Raw genomic sequence first — 18,578 nt, 5'->3', positions numbered from 1 at the left:
CGGTGAAGAACGTGCTCTTCGTCTGCAGTCAGAACAAGTTGCGCAGCCCGACCGCCGAGCAGGTGTTTGCCACCCGCCGCGACATCGAGGTCGATTCCGCTGGTACCAATCATGACGCCGAGAACCCGCTGACGCCGGAACTTGTCGCCTGGGCCGACATCATCTTCGTGATGGAAAAGACCCACCGCACCAAGCTGCAGAAGAAGTTCGCCAAGGCGCTCAAGGCGCGCGTCGTCTGCCTCGACATTCCCGACGACTACGCCTTCATGGACCCGGCGCTGGTCGCGCTGCTGGAAGAGCGGGTGCCGAAGCACCTGCGCTGAGCCCGATCAGGCCTTCCGCTTCAGCGAAAACACGTTGAGCCCTTCGACGTCTTCCTCGATGCGCTGCCAGCCGAGCCGCTCGTAGAAGGCGGAGACGGCGGGTTTGGCACAGAGATAGGCAGTGTCGAAACCCTGCAGGAACGCTGCTTCCGCCCCGGCCTGGACAAGTGCTGCGCCGATGCCGGATTTCCTGGCGGCTTCATCGACCCAGACGGCGGCCACCCATGGCGAATATTGCGGCCGCGATTCCAGATCGCTTTCGATCAGATGGGCGGTGCCCAGAAAGGTGTCGCGGTCATGGGCGACGAGCGCCTGCGGCAGGCCGGTCGAAGCAAAATTCTCGTCGACAAGGCCCCGGATGAAGGCAAGTTCATGGCCGTCCTGGCGCCACCAGGCATTCCAGATGCGGACGGCAACGTCGCCAGCAAATTCCGGCCTGTCGCGAAGATCGGAGATCGAATAGGTCTCGTGCGTCGCCATGGTGTCAGCTCGATTTCGAAGGTTTCAAGCGCCGGGTACAGCATGCGCAAGCAACTATCCAGCAGCCAAGAGATCAGAACAAAGGAGCCAATATGAACCCGCATTCGCATCCTGGCAGCTCTGGGCGGTGCTTTCGGCCATCTTTGCGGCACTGACGGCGATCTTTGCCAAGGTCGGCATCGAGAACATCAACTCGGATTTCGCCACGCTGATCGGGCGGTGATCCTGCTAGTGCTGGCGGGAATCGCGGCCGCCGCCGGGCAAGCGCAGGCGCTGGATTCGATTTCGGGGAAGACTTATGCCTTCCTGATCCTATCGGGGCTGGCCACGGGGGCATCGTGGCTGTGCTACTTCCGCGCGCTGAAGCTCGGAAACGCGGCGCAGGTGGCGCCGATCGACAAGCTAAGCGTCGTTCTTGTCGCGGTGTTTGGCGCCATTTTCCTTGGCGAGCGACTTGGCACGGCGAACTGGCTCGGCGTCGCGCTGATCGCGGCGGGCGCGGTTCTGGTCGCCACCAAGTCGTGAGGGCGGCGCCGCTTTGGTGGCTGCGTCAAGGCGGGAGATGAAGGCGTCGAAACGATGGGGCATGGCCGGTACGATTGCCTCTGTTCACGAATCGCTCTCGTTCCGATCCGCGGCGGCGATTTGTTTCCCGCACTGTGGCAAAGCCATGGCGAAAACGATCACATCCTTTTGCAAGCGCGGCCCCGCCATGCCAATGAGGGGGTGAAAGAGAGGCGGCGTGCAGAACAACGAAAACAAGCGGGTCTATGTCATCGGCCAGACCGAAATCGCGGCGCGACCGCTGACGCCCGCGCTCTATCTGGTGGCGACGCCGATCGGCAATCTCGGCGACATCACGCTGCGCGCGCTGGAGACGCTGGCCGGGGCGGACCATGTCGCCTGCGAAGACACCAGGGTGACCCGCGTCTTGCTCGACCGCTACGGCATTCGCCAGCGTCCGACCGCCTATCACGAACATAATGCCAGCGAAGCCGGGCCACGGCTGATCGAGGCATTGGAGAACGGCTGCAGCGTGGCGCTCGTCTCCGACGCCGGCACGCCGCTGGTCTCCGATCCCGGCTTCCGGCTTGTCGGGCAGGCACAGGAGCGCGGCATCCGCGTCGTGCCGGTCCCCGGTGCTTCGGCGGTGTTGGCGGCGCTGACCGCCTCGGGGCTGCCGTCGGACGCGTTTTTCTTCGCCGGCTTCCTGCCGGTCAAGGACGGGCAGAAGCGGACGCGGCTTGAAGAGGTCAAGGCCGTGCCCGGCACGCTGATCTTTTTTGAATCGCCGCGCCGGCTGGCCGACACGCTTGAAGCGATGACCGACGTGCTTGGTGCGCGCCCAGCGGCGATCGGGCGCGAACTGACCAAGACCTTCGAGGAGATCCGCACCGGCACGCTGGCCGAGCTCGCGGCGCATTATGCCGAAGCCGACACCCCCAAGGGCGAGGTCGTGGTCTGCGTGGCACCGCCCGAGGAGCGGACCGAGACGGCCGACGACGTCGACAAGCTGTTGCTGTCGCTGGCCAAGGAAATGCCGGCGTCGAAGGCGGCAGCGGAGGCCGCGCGGATGACCGGCGGGCAGAAATCGACACTCTACCGTCGTCTGCTGGAACTGCGCGAAGGGTCGGATGACTGACCGCCTCGCCCGCCAGTACGCTCAACGTCGCGGTCATCGCGGCGAGTGGCTGGCGGCATTGGCGCTGATGCTCAAGGGCTACCGCATCGTCGCGCGGCGCTACAAGACCAAGCTCGGCGAGATCGACCTGATCGCCCGGCGCGGCGACCTGGTGCTGATCGTCGAGGTGAAGGCGCGGAAAACGCTGGTCGAGGCGATGGATGCAGTGGCCTACGGCTCGGAACGGCGCATCGAGGGCGCCGCCGATCTGTGGCTCGCCCGCCAGCCGGATTATGGCCGGCTTTCGGTGCGCTTCGACATGGTGGCGGTGCTGCCGAGGCGCTGGCCGGTGCATGTCGAAAACGCGTTCCAGGGACGGAACTGAGCATGGAGCGGCGCATCGTGCGTCGCGTTGGGCCTTTACGCCTGCGGCCAATGCCCTTAACAGGCCACGCAAGCCCGCGACACGGGCAATCGAGGTTCGCGCCCGAGGGCGCCTGAGTTACTGGAGATGGCCATGTCCCTTCCCGACCGCCTGAGCAACGACCCGCGCAGCCCGTTTTTCAACGCCGAGGCGCTGCAGGCGGGCGTCGGCATCCTGTTCAACGGCAAGGAGCGCCAGGACGTCAGCGAGTATTGCGTCAGCGAAGGCTGGATCCGCGTGCCGGCCGGCAAGTCCAAGGACCGCTACGGCGAGCCGATCACCATCAAGCTCAAGGGCACTGTCGAGGCTTTTCCGAAGCCGTGATAGCGGCTTGCCGCCAGGCGTAGGCGGTAAGCACCCCACTCCGGTTCGCTGCGCGAACCATCTCTCCCCCTGCCCGGGGGAGAGGAAGCGCCAGTCATTGCGGCCGCTGCACTGCCCTGCGACCGGCGGGGCAGAGGCGCGAAAGCGCTCGACCTGCAGGTGGGGCAGCAGGTCAGCCGGTGATGTTGAAACCAGCCGCTGCCGAATCGGCCGGCTCCGGCACGACGCTTCGGACATCGGCGCCGGGCGGCCCCTTCCAGAATGCCTCGAGCATCAAGGCAACCGCTTCTTCCGGGCCTGAAATCAGGGCGTTGACGGAACCGTCGCGCTCATTGCGGACCCAGCCATTCAGGCCGAGACGCCTTGCCTCGCGCTGCGTCCAGACGCGGAAGCTGACGCCCTGGACGTGGCCTGATATGCGGACGAGAACGGCTTTCTGGTCGTCTGGCATGAGGCCTCCTACCGCGAGAATTCCCCTCCCCCTTGTGGGGAGGGGTTAGGGGTGGGGGTGCCCCCAAGCATCGTCGCCCCTCGATTTACCCCCACCCTTTATCCCTCCCCACAAGGGGGAGGGAGGCGTCGGCGTGGCGCGTGCCCCATCCTTCGACAGGCTCAGGATGAGGCCTACCGTTTCGTTACCCGCATCGGCAGGCCGCCCTGCGGCTGGGTGGTCAGTTTCTGCACCGGCCATGGTTTGGTCTCGGCAGTGGTGTCGAAGCGGAAACGGGAGAGCAGGATGGCGAGGGCGATGATCGCCTCCTGCATGGCAAAGCTCATGCCGATGCAGACGCGCGGGCCGGCGCCAAACGGCAAATACTGGTAGCGGTCGATCCTGTCGCGGTTTTCGGGATGGAAACGCTCGGGCATGAAGGCGTTGGGGCGGTCCCACAGCTTGCGGTGGCGATGCACCGTCCACGGCATGACCAGCACCTGCGCCTTGCGCGGAATCTTGAAGCCTTTGTACTCGTCTTCGGCGATCGGCTCGCGGTTGATCGAAGGTGCGGGCGGATAGAGCCTGAGCGCTTCCTCGAAGGCGGCGCGGGTATAGGGCATGGCGTCGAGCCATTTGACCGGATCGGGCTCGCGCGCCAGCACCGCGTCGATCTCCTGTTCGACGCGGTCGCGCTCCCAGGTCGCTTCGGCGAGGCAGTAGATCGTCCAGCCCAAGGCGCGGGCCGTGGTTTCGTGGCCGGCGCCGATGAAGGTGATGATGTTGTCTTCGATCTCCTGGCGGGAGAGCCCATCCGGCCCCTCGGCGCGCAAAAGCAAGGTCAAGAAGTCCTCGGGCGCGCCGTCGGGATCACGCGCCAGCTTGTCGCTGCGCATCGCCACCGTGTCGGTGACGATCTTGCGGAAGTAGGCCATGGTCTTGCGGCCGCGGATGCGGGTGAGGCGCGGCAGCCATTCAGGCGCGCGCAACAGGTCGAGCGGATCGACACGGCCCATGGTCTCGAACAGCCGGTCGATCTCGTGGGCAAAACTGCCGGCTTCGCCCGCGATTTCGCCCGAAAACAGCGTCTCGGCCAGGATTTCGTAGGTCAGCATGGTCATGTCCTGGGCGACATCGACCGTACCGGTGGCGTCGTCGTAGCGTTTGACGAAATCGAGCGTGCGGGCCAGCATCGGCTGGGCGAAGCCGAAGATGTGGCGCGGGGTGAAAACAGGCGCCATGGCCTTGCGCGAGCGCTTCCAGACGTCACCCTCGGCGGTCAAAAGCCCGTCGCGCAGGATCGGCCTGAGGATCATCTGGCGGACGGTCGCCATCTTGTAGTTCCTGGCGTTGTCGACCAGCACGTGGCGGATGAGGCCGGGATCGTTGGCGATGACCAGCGGGCCGCCGACGCCTGAAACCGAAATCCACGGCTCGTTGTAGGACGGCTCGCCCCACAGCTCGAGCGGGTTACGGTAGACGATGCGCATCATCTCCAGCGTCGAGGGCGGCTTGGTGCGCGGTATCGGCGCCGGCGGGACGAAGGGTTCCGGTCTTGTATCCATCAGATTTGCCTCATCGCCTGAATGTAGGTGCCGCGGAGGCAGGCGTCCATGCGGAGGCGCGTGATGACCGAGATGTGACCCAGTCACCAAAAGGTGCCTTCTTGCCACGGGAGGGTTTCAGCGCCTATTTCCCGCCAGTCACCATTGGATACCTGCCCACCCAAGGACTGAAATCTTGAAACACCAGCTCAACATCGTCGTGGCCAGCACCCGCCCCGGCCGCGTCGGACCCGTTTTCGCCCGTTGGCTCGAAGCCTATGCGCGCGAACACGGCAAGTTCGAACCTGTCATCACCGACATCGACGCCTTCGGCCTGCCGATATTCGACGAACCCAAGCACCCGCGCCTGGGCCAGTACGAAAACGAACACACCAAGCAGTGGTCGGAAGCGATCAAGCCTGCGGACGCCTTCGTGTTCGTGACACCCGAATACAACTACTTCGCAGCACCGGCGCTGGTGAACGCCATCGACTATCTTTCCCGTGAATGGAACTACAAGCCGGCAAGCTTCCTGAGCTATGGCGGCGTCTCAGCGGGCTTGCGCGCCGTGCAGTCGGAAAAGCTGCTGCTGACCTCGGTCAAGATCATGCCGATCCCAGAGGCGATCGCGATCCCCGCCTTCACCCAGCATCTCCAGGAGAATGGCGAGTTCAAGTCGAACGCGCTGATCGACGACAGCGCCAAGACGATGCTCAACGAGCTGTTCCGCTGGAGCGAAGCGCTGAAGCCGCTGCGGGCTGGCTGACCACATTGTCGCCTCAGGACCACAGCTGAGGCGACGACCATCGCCTTTGCGGAAATTCAACCACTTGGCATGCAACCTATCCCTGACGGTGGCGTTTGGCCCATGCAACCAGTCAACAGGGAATACGTGTAGAGTGACATGATGAACTGCAAGGTGATGGTGGTTGAGGACGAAATCTTCGTTGCCACCGAAATTGAAAGCATGCTCGAAGAACTCGGGCACCACCCGGTCGGCATCGCCATGGACTCGGCGAGCGCGCTCGATCTGGCGCAGCATGCCGAAATAGCGCTTGTCGACCTCAACTTGCGGGACGGCCCGACCGGACCTTCGCTGGGCAAGATCCTTGCCGAGCAGTTTGGGGTGACAGTGCTGTTCATGACCGCCAATCCTTCGCAACTGGGCGACGGCATACCCGGCACGATCGGTGTACTGCCCAAGCCGGTGATGGACGAAGAACTACGCGAGGCGGTGCGATATGCCGTGGCGCGCCGACGCCGTTTGCCTGCCGATCCGCCAGCTCGGCTGAAGCTGTTTGCGGACAATTGCAACGACAGCGAGGATGGGCTTGGCGTGACGGCCTGACAGAGACGCGGCTGCTCGAGATTTGAGGGCGCTCCGGCAGACGCCGTTGCGCCCTTCGTCGTTTCCGCGATCTAGCGCCGGAGCGTCACCGAGCGGTTGAGTTGTGCCACGGGCACGGTCAGTTCCACTTCAAGTCCGGCCTCATTCCACCGCCGCTGCAGCGTACCGCCAAGCTGGCCCTGGACACTGAGCGTGATCAGCCGGCTGCCAAAACCTTCGCCTGCGGGCGGGCCCGACACCGGCGCGCCGCCTGTTTCCTTCCAGACCATGCGGTAGGTGTCTCGGTTCACGACGGCATCGACGACCACGCGGCCCTCTGCCTCCGCCAAGGCGCCATACTTCGCCGCGTTGGTGGCGAGCTCGTGAAACAGCAGCGCCAGCGGGGTGGCCGCGCCGTCGTCGATCGTGGCGTCGTCACCGTTGAAGGTGAACCGGCCGGAAGCGTCGCCGACATGCGGAGCGAGCAGAAGCTCGACGAGGGCGCGCAACGAAGACTGGTTGTTCTGCGGCCGCGATGCCTGACTGTGCGGCCGGACGAAATCATGCGCCTTGCCCATGGCGCTGATGCGCTGCCTGAGCTGGTCGGCCAGAGGCTTGATATCGGGATAGGAGCGCGCCGAGAGGCTGATGATGCCGTTGAGCACCGAAAAGATGTTCTTGATGCGGTGGCTTAGCTCGTGCGCGACGATCTCGCGCTCTTCGGCAACCAGCTTGGTCTCGTGGATGTCGGTGCAGGTGCCGAACCAGCGGATGATCTCGCCGGCCTCATTGCGGATGGGCAGCGCCCGGCCCAGCGTCCAGCGGTACTCGCCATTGGCGTGGCGCAGCCGGTACTCGATCTGGTAAGGCTCGCCGGTGGCGAGCGAATGGCGCCACAATTCCCAGGCGCGACCCTGGTCGTCGGGATGGAACATGCCTGCCCATGCCTCGCCATCCGTCGAACCCGGCGGCATGCCGGTGAATTCGTACCAGCGCGCATTGTAGTAATCATGGAAACCATCCGGCCGGGTCGACCAGACCATCTGCGGCATGGTGTCTGCGAGCGTACGGAAGCCGGCTTCACTTGCGGCCAGTGCCGCCTCGACGGCCTTGCGCTCGGTGATGTCGATGACGACGCCCGGCAGGCGTGGATTGCCGCCGACAGTGTCGAAAAACTTACCAGTGGCGAGCACCCAGCGGATACGGCCATCGCCATCGACGAGGCGGTATTCGGCCCGAAAACCGCCTCGGCCGGCGATCGCCTCGTCGGTCTTGCGCGCGACGAAGTCGCGGTCGGCGGGATGGATGCGCCTGAAGAAGTTTTCAGCCGAAATGCCCTCTTCCGCGGCGGCGAGGTCGACGCCGAACATTTCGGCGAAGCGCGCATCGGCAGTCACGATCCGGTTGGTCAGATCCAGTTCCCAGGCCCCGACGATGCCGGACGCCTCGAGCGCCAAGGACAGGCGTTCCTCGCTGCGGGCGAGCGCCTTTTCGGCACGTACGCGCTTGGTGGTCTCCGCAAGGATGGCGAATGCGCCAACCGCTTCGCCGTCGTCGTCGAGCAGCGGGCTATAGTCGAGCTCGAGCCAGACACGCTCGGCCGCACCATTGCGCCACAGCACGAGTTCCTGATCCTCGTAGGTCAGCGTTTCACCCTGGAAGATGCGGTCGATGACCGTGTGGTTGAACTGCGCGACCTCGGGCCAGCTGTCGAAGACCGACGTGCCGAGGCAAGCCGGATGCCTGGCGCCTGCGATGTCGCGGTAGGCGTCGTTGTAGATCATCACGCCCTTGCGGCCAATCAGCAGGCACATCGGCATCGCCGATGCCAGCATGATGCGGATCGTCATGCGCACGACTGCCGGCCAGGAACTGATCGGACCGATCGGCGTCGACGACCAGTCCAGCGCTTCGATGAGCCCGGCGAGTTCGCCTGAAACGATCGGATTGGAAACCTTGTCATCGGCCTTCAACGGTCTTGTGGTCGGCATGGGCAGGAGTTTTCTCGGCTGAAATCTGTTGTGAAAGTGTCGGACAGTAAAAATCAGCCCCACGGCATCAACCGGAGGCGGGGCGGCAGTATTGATGAGCCTGAATGCGCCAGTGCGGCGTTTGTTCCCGAACTCCGACAACATCAACGGACGAAAAATCACATAGTTTCAGCCGCCTGCCAACAAACGGCAGCATCTCCCAAGGTAAGATCGGCAAGATGCTGCCGTCGGGTGGCTCCGGTAGTAGGGGCGGCATTTGGCTCGCCTAAACGGCGGCCTGGTACAGGTTTTTGGTGCATGCCGCAGGCGCCTTCGAACCGGCCGAATCGTCAAGCCCGAGCGTGGGCCACCGCAAGGCGGCGCGGTGGGTGGTTATCCCCTCGCAAAAGCCCCCTAAAACTTGGAAAAACCACACTTAACGCCTATATCTGGGGGACCAACGGGCGTGCGATTCGGGGCCGATTTTGCCGCGTCCTCCTGCGGCAGTCAGACGAAAGTTTTTCATGAGCGACCAGTCCGAGAACCTTCCCGGCGCAGAAGCCGAGTACGGCGCAGATTCCATCAAGGTTTTGAAGGGGTTGGACGCTGTCCGCAAGCGCCCTGGCATGTATATCGGCGACACCGACGATGGCTCTGGCCTGCACCACATGGTCTACGAAGTGGTCGACAACGCCATCGACGAGGCGCTGGCCGGCCACGCCACGCTGGTGACGGTGTCGCTCAATCCGGACGGTTCGGTGACCGTCACCGACAACGGCCGCGGCATTCCGACCGATATGCACGAAGAAGGTGTGTCGGCGGCCGAGGTCATCATGACGCAGCTGCACGCCGGCGGTAAGTTCGACCAGAATTCCTACAAGGTTTCGGGCGGCCTGCACGGCGTCGGCGTCTCCGTCGTCAACGCGCTTTCGGTGTTCCTCAAGCTGAAAATCCGCCGCAAGGGCAAGATTTTCGAGATGAGCTTCACCCATGGCGTGGCCGACGCGCCGCTGCGCGAAACCGGCGATGCGGGCAATGAGACCGGCACCGAAGTCACCTTCATGCCGTCGAGCGACACCTTCACCATGATCGAGTTCGACTATGGCACGCTGGAGCACCGGCTGCGCGAACTCGCCTTCCTCAATTCGGGCGTGCGCATCGTTTTGTCCGACAAGCGCCATGCCGACATCAAGAGCCAGGAGCTGCTCTATGACGGCGGCCTTGTCGAGTTCGTGAAGTATCTCGACCGTGCCAAGAAGCCGCTGATCAGCGCCCCGATCGCGATCCGGGCCGAGCGCGACGGCATCACCGTCGAAGTGGCGATGTGGTGGAACGACAGCTACCACGAAAACGTGCTGGCCTTCACCAACAACATCCCGCAGCGCGACGGCGGCACCCACCTTGCCGGCTTCCGCGGAGCCTTGACGAGGCAGGTGACCGGCTATGCCGAAACCTCAGGCATCGCCAAGAAGGAAAAGGTTTCGATCACCGGCGACGATTCCCGCGAGGGCCTGACGGCGGTGCTTTCGGTCAAGGTTCCCGACCCGAAATTCTCGTCGCAGACCAAGGACAAGCTGGTTTCGTCGGAAGTCCGCCCTGTCGTCGAAAGCCTGGTCAACGAGGCGCTTGGCACCTGGTTCGAGGAACACCCGGCTGAGGCCAAGACGCTGATCGCCAAGGTGGTGGAAGCCGCCGCCGCGCGCGAGGCGGCGCGCAAGGCGCGCGAGCTGACCCGCCGCAAGGGCGTGCTCGACATCACCTCGCTGCCCGGCAAGCTTGCCGACTGCCAGGAACGCGATCCGGCCAAGTCCGAAATCTTCATCGTCGAGGGTGACTCGGCCGGTGGTTCCGCCAAGAGCGGGCGCTCGCGCCAGAACCAGGCGATCCTGCCATTGCGCGGCAAGATCCTGAACGTCGAGCGCGCGCGTTTCGACCGCATGCTGTCATCGGAGATGATCGGCACGCTGATCACCGCGCTTGGCACCTCGATCGGCAAGGACGAGTTCAACGCCGACAAGCTGCGCTACCACAAGATCATCATCATGACCGACGCCGACGTCGACGGCGCCCACATTCGTACGCTGCTGTTGACGTTCTTCTTCCGCCAGATGCCGGTGCTGATCGAGCGCGGGCACCTCTATATCGCCCAGCCGCCGCTCTACAAGGTGGCGCGCGGCAAGAGCTCGCAGTACCTCAAGGACGAGAGCGCCTTCGAGGAATATCTCGTCGACGTCGGCCTCGACGAGGCCTCGCTGACGCTGTCGTCGGGCGAAGTGCGGACCGGCCAGGACCTGCGCGCGGCGATAACCGATGCGCTCGGCGTGCGCACGCTGATCGACGGCCTGCACACGCGCTATTCGCGCTCGGTGGTCGAGCAGGCGGCAATCGCCGGCGCGCTCAATCCCGACATTTTCAACGATCTTGGCCGCGCCAAGGCGATGGCGGAGACGATCGCCCGGCGCCTCGACCTGATTTCGGAAGACATCGAGCGCGGCTGGACCGGCCATATCTCGACCGACAATGACGGCTCGGGCGGTTATGTGTTCGAACGCACGCTGCGCAGCGTCAAGGAGAGCGTCCATCTCGACATGGCGCTGATCAACTCCGCCGACGCGCGCGCCCTCGACCGGTTTGCCGGCCGTCTCACCGAGCTTTATGCCGAGCCGCCGGTGCTGCGCCGCAAGGAAAACGCCGAGACCATTGCCGGGCCGATGGCACTTCTGGCCGCTGTCTTCGCATCGGGCCGCAAGGGCCTGACCATGCAGCGCTACAAGGGCCTGGGCGAGATGAACGCCGAGCAGCTGTGGGAAACCACGCTCGATCCAAACGTGCGCACGCTGCTGCAGGTCAAGGTGCATGACGCCACCGACGCCGACGCGCTGTTCTCGCGCCTGATGGGCGACGAGGTCGAGCCGCGCCGTGACTTCATCCAGGAAAACGCGCTCAGCGTGGCCAATCTCGACGTCTGATCGCAACGTTTAGCGTGTTTTGCACCTCGCCTCGTTCGCGCTGCCGCGGAGGGGGCGATTGTGTTTTCTGGGGTGCTGAGGTCAACGCTCGAAGTACCCCCACCCCTACCCCCTCCCCACAAGGGGGAGGGGGATGCCTTCCATTGCCGCGACCACAATCGATCACACAGCGCAGCCGTAAGAGCAGCTCCGCACGTTTACGTTGGGATGAACATCCGCACACTCGTCGGAAGGCGAGGCGCGACCATTCCCCTCCCCCTTGTGGGGAGGGGTTAGGGGTGGGGGTATCGGCTCGCTCAACGTCTCTGACCGAGAGCACATTGCACCGGTCACGCGTTGATGTAGCTTGGCGGCGAACATTGCAGGGAAGCCCCATTGCCTCTTCGACGTAGCCTGGCCTTCATCACCGCAATCGCTGCCTGGGCGGCACTCGGACTGCAGCTTGGCCTGCTCATCGACCAGATGATGAGTGCCGGCGCGTCGGTCGTCGAGGCAGTGTGGCGGTTCTTCGGCTACTTCACCATCATCATGAACCTGATGGCGGCTGTGGTGGCGAGCGCCCTGGTGCTGAACCCCACCGGGCGCCTCGCCGGACCACGCTCGCGGCTGGTGACGGCGGCGGCGATCGTCTTCGGCGGCCTCGTCTATTCCGTGGCGCTGAGGGCGATCTGGCAGCCGACCGGCTGGCAGGCTGTCGCCGACCATGCGCTGCATGACGCCACGCCCGTGCTGTTTTTCCTGACGTGGCTTGCCTGGGACCATGGCGGGCTCAGATGGCGGGATGCGCTGTGGGCCGTCGTGCCACCGCTGGGCTACTGCGCCTATGCCTTCGCCAGGGGCGCCGCCGACGGCTGGTACGCCTACTGGTTCCTCAACCCGGAAGCGCTGAACCTCAAGCAGCTGTCGGCCAGCATCGTGCTGCTGACCGCAGCCTTCCTCATCATTGCCGTCACGCTGATTGCGATCGACCGCATGCTGGCGCGCGGACGCCGTGACGTCGTCCGTCCGGCAAGTCAGTCAGGCTCGCGCAGCCTGTAGCCGACGCCGGTTTCGGTGGTGATGTATTGCGGCTCGTCGGGGGTCTTTTCGATCTTCTGCCTGAGCTGGCGGACATAGACCCTGAGATATTGCACGTCGGCCGACCCGCCCCAGACATGTTCGAGCAGGAAGCGGTGGGTCAGAACCTTGCCGGCATGCTGCACCAGCACGCGCAGGATATCGTATTCCTTGGGCGACAGCTTCACTTCCTGACCGCCCAGCCTGACGATGCGCTTGACCAGGTCGACTGACAGCTCGCCGGTCTGGAACACCGGTTTTTCGCCCTGCTGCTGCAAACGGTGGCGAAGGGCGGTGCGGATGCGCGCGGCCAACTCGTTCATGCCGAAGGGTTTTGAGACATAGTCGTCGGCGCCGAGTTCCAGCGCCTTGACGATGCCGGCTTCATCGGTGCGGCTCGACAGGATGAGCACCGGCACCTGCAGGCCCTCGTTACGCCAGGTGGCAAGCAGATCATGGCCGGCGATGTCGGGCAGGCCGAGATCAAGCAGGATCAGGTCGGGCTTTTCTTCCTTGACCAGCGCCATCGCCGTCTTGCCATTCGGCGCCTCGCTGATGGCGTAGCCTTGGGTGCCTAGCCCAACGCGCAACAGCTTGCGGATCGGTGGCTCGTCATCGACGATCAGGATCTTCACCGACGTGTTGGTCATGCAATTGCGTCCAGGTTTGGTCCGTCCAAAGTAGGCCGCTCGGCCGGCACCGGCATGGTGATGGTGAAGACCGCGCCGGGCCGGTCGGCCCGATTCGAGGCAATGATGGTGCCGCCCAGCGCCTCGACGAAGCCACGGCAGATCGACAGGCCAAGGCCGGTGCCGGCGCGGACATGGTCGCCCTTGCGGACGCGATAGAACGTATCGAAGATCCGTTCCAGATCGGCCTGCGGAATACCGGGACCTTCGTCCATGATCTGGATCGCCACCGACGCGCCGTCGGCCCAGCCGCGGATGCGGATCGTCGAGCCTTCCGGAGCATATTTCGCGGCATTGTCGAGCAGGTTGAACAGCACCTGCTCGAACAGCACCGGATCGAGCTTCAGCATCGGCAGGTCGGCCGGCATGTCGAGCTCGGTCTTGTGATTGGCGGTGATCTTGGCGGCACGGCGCAAGGCACTGCCGACAACGTCGCCGACATAATGCAGCGCGGAATTGGGTTCCATCGCACCCGACTCGAGCTTGGTCATGTCGAGCAGGTTGGCGATGAAGCGATTGAGCCGCTCGGACTCGTCAAGCACCGTCGAGACCAGTTCCGCCCTGCCCTCCTCGGGCAACGAAACGCCGAACTCGCGCAGTGCGCCAGCCGCGCCCATGATGCTGGCCAGCGGGGTCTTGAGGTCATGCGAGATCGAGGTCAGCAGCGCCGAGCGCAGCCTGTCGGCTTCGACGGCGAGCTTGGCACGGTCGACGTCGGCGACGAGCTGAATGCGCTCGATGGCGACCGCCGCCTGGTCGGCAAGCGCATCGAACAGCCGCTGCTGCTCGGGCGTCAGCAGCGGGCCCTGGCGGTCATTGTCGAGACCGACGACACCGACCGCCATGCGGCCGGTGCGGAGCGGCAGATAAAGCCGCTTGGCGCCCGGCAGCGTGTCGGCGCCACGACCGGCGGCGCGGTTGTGCTCCCAGGCCCATTTGGCGGCGGCGATGTCGGCGTCGACGAGCGTGTCGTCGGGCGGATAACCGGCCTTGACGGCGATGCTGCCATCCTCGGGCAAGAGCAGCACGACGCGGACCTTGAGCATCGAGGCGATCTGGAAGGCGGTGGCCCACAGAACGTCGTCGAGCGTGCCGGTGCCGGCGAGCTTCTTGGAGAAGAGATAGAGGTCCTCGGTCAGGCGCGCACGCTCGCGGGCGGCGGCGGCCTGGCGCTGGACGCGGCCAGTCAGGTTGGAGGCGATGACGGCAACGATCAGGAAAAACAACAACGCCACGACGCTTTCGGGGTCGGCGATGGTCAGCGTGTAGAGCGGCGGCAGGAAGAAGAAATTGTATGCAAGCGCGCTAAGTATCGACGCAAACAGCGCGGGCCTAAGGCCGAGCGTCACCGCGGAGGTCAGCACCGCCATGATGAAGACGAGCGCGATGTTGCGGACGTCGAGGAACTGCTGCAGCGCCATGCCGACGACGAGCGCGCCGACGACATGCAGCCCAGCCGTGAGATAGGGCCATGGGTCGAAGCGCCGCCGTGGGATGGCTGTCTTCACGCCTTGCGAGGCGGGCGCTGCGTCCTGCTCCGTGCCAGAGGTGACATGGACACTGATGTTGCCGGCCTGGCGGATCAGGTCATGGGTGACCGAACCCTCGAAATATTCGCGCCAGCGCGACTTGGCCGGCTTGCCGACGACGATGTGGGTGAAATTGTGGGTGCCGGCATGGCGGACGATGTCTTCGGCCACCGACTGGCCGGGAATGGTGACGGCCTCGCCGCCAAGCTGCTCGGCCAGCCGCATGGTCGCGGCGAGCCGGTCCTTGTCGGCGTCGGGCAGGTTGGCCGAGCGCGACGTCTCGACGTGGAGCGCCGCCCATGGCGCGCGCAGGCGGTCGGCCTGGCGGCGGGCGTAACGAACCAGCGAGGCTCCGCGGGGATGCTCGTCGACGGCGACAAGCACGCGGTCGCCGGCGGCCCACGGCCCTTCGATGGCATGGGCCTGCATGTGGGTGAGCAGCTGCTCGTCGACACGCTGGGCTGTGCGGCGCAGCGCCAGTTCGCGCAGGGCGGTCAGGTTGCCGGGCGAAAAATAGTTCTCGATGGCGCGGCGCGCCGTGGTCGGCACATAGACCTTGCCTTCATGCAGGCGCTTGATCAGGTCGTCGGGCGTGAGGTCGATGATCTCGACGTCGTCGGCGCGGTCGATGATCGAGTCAGGAACCGTCTCGCGCACGGTAACGCGCGTGATCTGGGCGACGATGTCGTTGAGGCTCTCGACATGCTGGATGTTGAGCGTGGTGTAGACGTCGATGCCCTGGGTCAGCAGTTCCTGGACGTCGAGATAACGCTTGGGATGGCGGCTGCCCGGTGCGTTGGTATGGGCGAGTTCGTCGACAAGCGCGAGGGCTGGCCGGCGCGCGATGATGGCGTCGAGATCCATCTCGTCGAGCTTGCGGCCCTTATATTCGACCGCCTTGCGCGGAATGACCTCAAAACCTTCGACCAGGGCCTGCGTTTCGCGCCGGCCGTGGGTCTCGACGACGCCGATGACGACGTCGGTGCCATCGGCGAGCCGGGCGCGGCCCGACATCAGCATCTCGTAAGTCTTGCCGACGCCGGGGGCAGCACCGAGGAATATCTTCAGACGGCCTCGTCCTTCACGCTCGGCTGTCTCAAGCAGCGCGTCCGGCGAAGGCCTGGCTTCCTTGTCCCTGATATCGTCTGGCATCTGTTCTTTTACAGTCTGGCGCGCCGAAGTTCTGCTGGAACTCCGGCGCGACCTTGTCAGGGCGCAACCGCTGCGTCGAGGGCCAAATTGAGCTTGAGCACGTTGACAACCGGTTCGCCCATGAAGCCGAGTTCGCGCGCCTCGACATGGCTATCGACGAGCTTGCGGATGACAGCTTCATCGGCACCGCGCGCCTTGGCCACGCGCCCCACCTGGAAGTAGGCGGCTTCGGGCGAAAGGTGCGGGTCGAGGCCGCTGCCCGAAGTGGTGACCATCTCCATAGGCACCGGTGCGCCGGGATCGCTCTGCTTGAGCGCTTCCGCATCGGTCTTGATGCGATCGATCAGCTTGGCGCTGGTCGGCCCGAGGTTGGAGCCGCTGGAGCTAGCCGCATTGTAGCCATCGCCGGCGGCCGAGGGACGGCCGTGGAAGTAGCGCTCGCCTGAAAAGGCCTGGCCGATCAGCTCGGAGCCGATGACCTTGCCATCCTTCTCGATCAGGCTGCCATTGGCCTGGTGCGGGAACAGGACTTGCGCGACACCGGTCATGCCGAGGGGATAGATGAGGCCGGTGATGACAGTGAGCGCGGCGATCATGACGAGCGCGGGTCTGAGTTGCTTCAACATGATGGATGTCCTTTACACGAGGCCGATGGCGTTGATCGCCATGTCGATGGCCTTGATGCCGATGAAGGGCACGATGATGCCGCCGAGGCCGTAGACGAGCAGGTTGCGGCGGAGCAGCGCGCCGGCACCGATCGGCCGGTACTTCACGCCTTTCAGCGACAGCGGGATGAGGGCGACGATGATCAGCGCGTTGAAGATGATCGCCGACAGGATGGCGCTCTGCGGCGTTACCAGCCCCATGACGTTGAGCGCGCCGAGCTGCGGGTAGAAGGCCAGGAACATCGCCGGGATGATGGCGAAATACTTGGCGATGTCGTTGGCGATCGAAAAGGTGGTGAGCGCGCCACGCGTCATCAGCAGCTGCTTGCCGATCTCGACGATCTCGATGAGCTTGGTCGGGTCGCTGTCGAGGTCGACCATGTTGCCGGCTTCGCGGGCGGCCACAGTGCCGGTGTTCATGGCGACGCCGACATCGGCCTGGGCGAGTGCCGGGGCATCGTTGGTGCCGTCGCCGCACATGGCGACAAGCTTGCCCTTGGCCTGTTCCTCGCGGATCAGGCTGAGCTTGTTCTCAGGTGTCGCCTGGGCGAGGAAGTCGTCGACGCCGGCTTCGGCAGCGATGGCTGCGGCCGTCATCGGGTTGTCGCCGGTGATCATGACGGTGCGGATGCCCATGCGGCGCAGCTCGGTGAAGCGCTCCTTGATGCCACCCTTGACGATGTCCTTGAGGTAGATGACGCCAAGCAGTCGGGCATCGCGGACAACGGCGAGCGGGGTGCCGCCGAGCTTGGCGATCTCGTCCGAGATGGCCTGGATGCCACGCACGGCTTCGGTGTCGACACGCGTGCCTGAGGCTGAGGCAGCACCTGACTTGACGTAGTTGAGCACCGAGTCGACAGCGCCCTTGCGGATGGACGAGCCGTCGAAATCGACGCCGCTCATCCGGCTCTGGGCGGTGAAGGGCACGAAGTGCGCATGCAGCGAGCCCATGTCGCGGGCACGGATGCCGTAGCGATCCTTGGCCAGCACGACGATCGAGCGGCCTTCCGGCGTCTCATCGGCGAGCGAGGCGAGCTGGGCGGCATCTGCCAGTTCCTGCTCGGTGACGCCCTTGACCGGACGGAACTCGGTGGCCTGGCGGTTGCCGAGCGTAATGGTGCCGGTCTTGTCGAGCAGCAGCGTGTCAACGTCGCCGGCGGCTTCCACGGCACGGCCCGACATGGCGAGCACGTTGAAGCGCACGAGACGGTCCATGCCGGCAATGCCGATGGCCGAGAGCAGCGCACCGATGGTGGTCGGGATCAGCGTCACGAACAGCGCGACCAGCACGATGACCGGGATGTAGCCGCCGGCATAGGTGGCGAAGCTCGGGATGGTGGCGACGGCGAGCACGAAGATCAGCGTCATGCCGGCAAGCAGGATGTTGAGCGCGATCTCGTTCGGCGTCTTCTGGCGCTCGGCGCCCTCGACCAGCGAAATCATGCGGTCGAGGAAGGTCGAGCCGGCAGCCGCCGTGATGCGGACGCGGATCCAGTCGGACAGCACCTGGGTGCCGCCCGTGACAGCCGAGCGGTCGCCGCCGGATTCACGGATGACCGGAGCCGACTCGCCGGTGATGGCGGCTTCGTTGACCGAGGCGACACCTTCGATGATTTCGCCATCGGAGGGGATGATGTCGCCGGCCTCGACCAGAACGACCTGGCCAACCTTCAGGCTGGTACCGGCCACCATCTTGTAGGCGGTGCGGCTTTCGCCCTCGAGCAGCTTGGCCTGGGTTTCGGTGCGCGCTTTGCGCAGCGAGTCGGCCTGGGCCTTGCCACGGCCTTCGGCCACGGCCTCGGCGAAGTTGGCGAACAGCACCGTGAACCACAGCCACAAGATGATCTGGAACGAGAAGCCGAGGCCGTCCGCGCCAGTGATCAGGTCCTTGACGAACAGCACGGTTGTCAGCGCCGTGACGACGGCGACGACGAACATGACAGGGTTCTTGGCCAGGCTGCGCGGGTCAAGCTTCCTGAACGCGTCGCCCATGGCGGGGAGGATGATGCGAGCGTCGAGCAGGCTCGCAGATTTGTGGACACTCATTTGAGAGACTCCAGTCCTTTGGTTTTGCG

The 18,578-nt window shown here is 64.7% G+C and carries 16 protein-coding genes and 1 pseudogene; 9 read left to right on the top strand and 8 right to left on the bottom strand.

All coding sequences use genetic code 11. From position 1 onward, the window contains the following. The first annotated feature begins 2 nt into the window (after window positions 1-2). Window positions 3-323, top strand: a complete 321-nt coding sequence (locus J1C56_RS21920) for a low molecular weight protein tyrosine phosphatase family protein (RefSeq protein WP_214392178.1) — start codon at window positions 3-5, stop codon at window positions 321-323. A 6-nt stretch (window positions 324-329) separates the two neighbouring features. Here the strand turns inward: J1C56_RS21920 and J1C56_RS21915 are convergent, their stop codons facing one another. Further along, window positions 330-803 (bottom strand): GNAT family N-acetyltransferase, encoded by a 474-nt coding sequence (locus J1C56_RS21915; RefSeq protein ID WP_214392177.1) that lies wholly within the window; start codon window positions 801-803, stop codon window positions 330-332. Between J1C56_RS21915 and J1C56_RS21910 the strand changes: the two are divergent. The 4 genes and pseudogenes from J1C56_RS21910 to J1C56_RS21895 all read left to right on the top strand — a co-directional run bounded on the left by J1C56_RS21910 (window position 802) and on the right by J1C56_RS21895 (window position 3,172). Then, window positions 802-1,328: pseudogene (locus tag J1C56_RS21910) on the top strand (EamA family transporter). The gene J1C56_RS21915 and the pseudogene J1C56_RS21910 sit on opposite strands and share 2 nt — an antisense overlap. A 217-nt stretch (window positions 1,329-1,545) precedes the next feature. Next, a complete protein-coding gene (gene rsmI / locus J1C56_RS21905) occupies window positions 1,546-2,445 on the top strand; it encodes a 16S rRNA (cytidine(1402)-2'-O)-methyltransferase (protein WP_214392176.1) in 900 nt (299 codons plus the stop codon). Continuing rightward, the gene (locus J1C56_RS21900; protein ID WP_214392175.1) at window positions 2,438-2,809 is read left to right on the top strand and encodes a YraN family protein; all 372 of its coding nucleotides are present in this window, start codon (window positions 2,438-2,440) and stop codon (window positions 2,807-2,809) included. The genes rsmI and J1C56_RS21900 overlap by 8 nt, the downstream gene beginning before the upstream one ends. Before the next feature lie 132 nt (window positions 2,810-2,941). Then, window positions 2,942-3,172: a DUF3297 family protein gene (locus J1C56_RS21895; RefSeq protein WP_214392174.1), complete on the top strand. Its 231-nt coding sequence runs from the start codon at window positions 2,942-2,944 to the stop codon at window positions 3,170-3,172. Window positions 3,173-3,344: 172 nt separating this feature from the next. On the opposite strand, the gene J1C56_RS21890 is transcribed toward J1C56_RS21895, so the two are convergent. Further along, entirely contained in the window at window positions 3,345-3,623 is a 279-nt protein-coding gene (locus J1C56_RS21890) for an acylphosphatase (protein ID WP_214392173.1), read from the bottom strand. 173 nt (window positions 3,624-3,796) lie between these two features. Further along, window positions 3,797-5,167, bottom strand: coding sequence for a cytochrome P450 (locus tag J1C56_RS21885; RefSeq protein ID WP_214392172.1), 1,371 nt, complete (start codon window positions 5,165-5,167; stop codon window positions 3,797-3,799). Between the two features lie 175 nt (window positions 5,168-5,342). On the opposite strand from J1C56_RS21885, the gene J1C56_RS21880 reads away from it, so the two are divergent. After that, window positions 5,343-5,912 (top strand): NADPH-dependent FMN reductase, encoded by a 570-nt coding sequence (locus tag J1C56_RS21880; protein WP_214392171.1) that lies wholly within the window; start codon window positions 5,343-5,345, stop codon window positions 5,910-5,912. Between the two features lie 138 nt (window positions 5,913-6,050). Next, the gene (locus J1C56_RS21875) at window positions 6,051-6,494 is read left to right on the top strand and encodes a response regulator (protein ID WP_214392170.1); all 444 of its coding nucleotides are present in this window, start codon (window positions 6,051-6,053) and stop codon (window positions 6,492-6,494) included. A 71-nt stretch (window positions 6,495-6,565) separates the two neighbouring features. On the opposite strand, the gene J1C56_RS21870 is transcribed toward J1C56_RS21875, so the two are convergent. Then, a complete protein-coding gene (locus J1C56_RS21870; protein ID WP_214392169.1) occupies window positions 6,566-8,464 on the bottom strand; it encodes a PAS domain-containing sensor histidine kinase in 1,899 nt (632 codons plus the stop codon). 503 nt (window positions 8,465-8,967) lie between these two features. Here J1C56_RS21870 and gyrB point away from each other — a divergent pair. Together gyrB and J1C56_RS21860 are read left to right on the top strand one after the other, a co-directional pair. Continuing rightward, window positions 8,968-11,412, top strand: coding sequence for a DNA topoisomerase (ATP-hydrolyzing) subunit B (gene gyrB, locus J1C56_RS21865; protein ID WP_214392168.1), 2,445 nt, complete (start codon window positions 8,968-8,970; stop codon window positions 11,410-11,412). A gap of 375 nt (window positions 11,413-11,787) precedes the next feature. Beyond that, window positions 11,788-12,450: a Pr6Pr family membrane protein gene (locus tag J1C56_RS21860; RefSeq protein WP_214392167.1), complete on the top strand. Its 663-nt coding sequence runs from the start codon at window positions 11,788-11,790 to the stop codon at window positions 12,448-12,450. Here J1C56_RS21860 and J1C56_RS21855 read toward each other — a convergent pair. Genes J1C56_RS21855 through kdpB form a run of 4 tightly spaced genes read right to left on the bottom strand, consistent with a single transcriptional unit; the run spans window position 12,426 to window position 18,549 of the window. Next, a complete protein-coding gene (locus J1C56_RS21855) occupies window positions 12,426-13,118 on the bottom strand; it encodes a response regulator transcription factor (RefSeq protein ID WP_214392166.1) in 693 nt (230 codons plus the stop codon). The two genes, J1C56_RS21860 and J1C56_RS21855, sit on opposite strands and share 25 nt — an antisense overlap. Further along, complete coding sequence (locus tag J1C56_RS21850; RefSeq protein WP_214392165.1) at window positions 13,115-15,838, bottom strand: sensor histidine kinase; 2,724 nt, start codon at window positions 15,836-15,838, stop codon at window positions 13,115-13,117. Before J1C56_RS21850 ends, J1C56_RS21855 begins: the two co-directional genes overlap by 4 nt. A 56-nt stretch (window positions 15,839-15,894) precedes the next feature. Then, complete coding sequence (gene kdpC / locus J1C56_RS21845; RefSeq protein WP_214392164.1) at window positions 15,895-16,464, bottom strand: potassium-transporting ATPase subunit KdpC; 570 nt, start codon at window positions 16,462-16,464, stop codon at window positions 15,895-15,897. A 12-nt stretch (window positions 16,465-16,476) separates the two neighbouring features. Beyond that, a complete protein-coding gene (kdpB, locus tag J1C56_RS21840) occupies window positions 16,477-18,549 on the bottom strand; it encodes a potassium-transporting ATPase subunit KdpB (RefSeq protein WP_214392163.1) in 2,073 nt (690 codons plus the stop codon). Window positions 18,550-18,578 lie beyond the last annotated feature (29 nt).

Origin of the sequence: Aminobacter anthyllidis (genome assembly GCF_018555685.1) — a bacterium.
GTDB classification, from domain to species: domain Bacteria; phylum Pseudomonadota; class Alphaproteobacteria; order Rhizobiales; family Rhizobiaceae; genus Aminobacter; species Aminobacter anthyllidis.
This window is presented reverse-complemented; position numbering and strand designations above follow the sequence as displayed.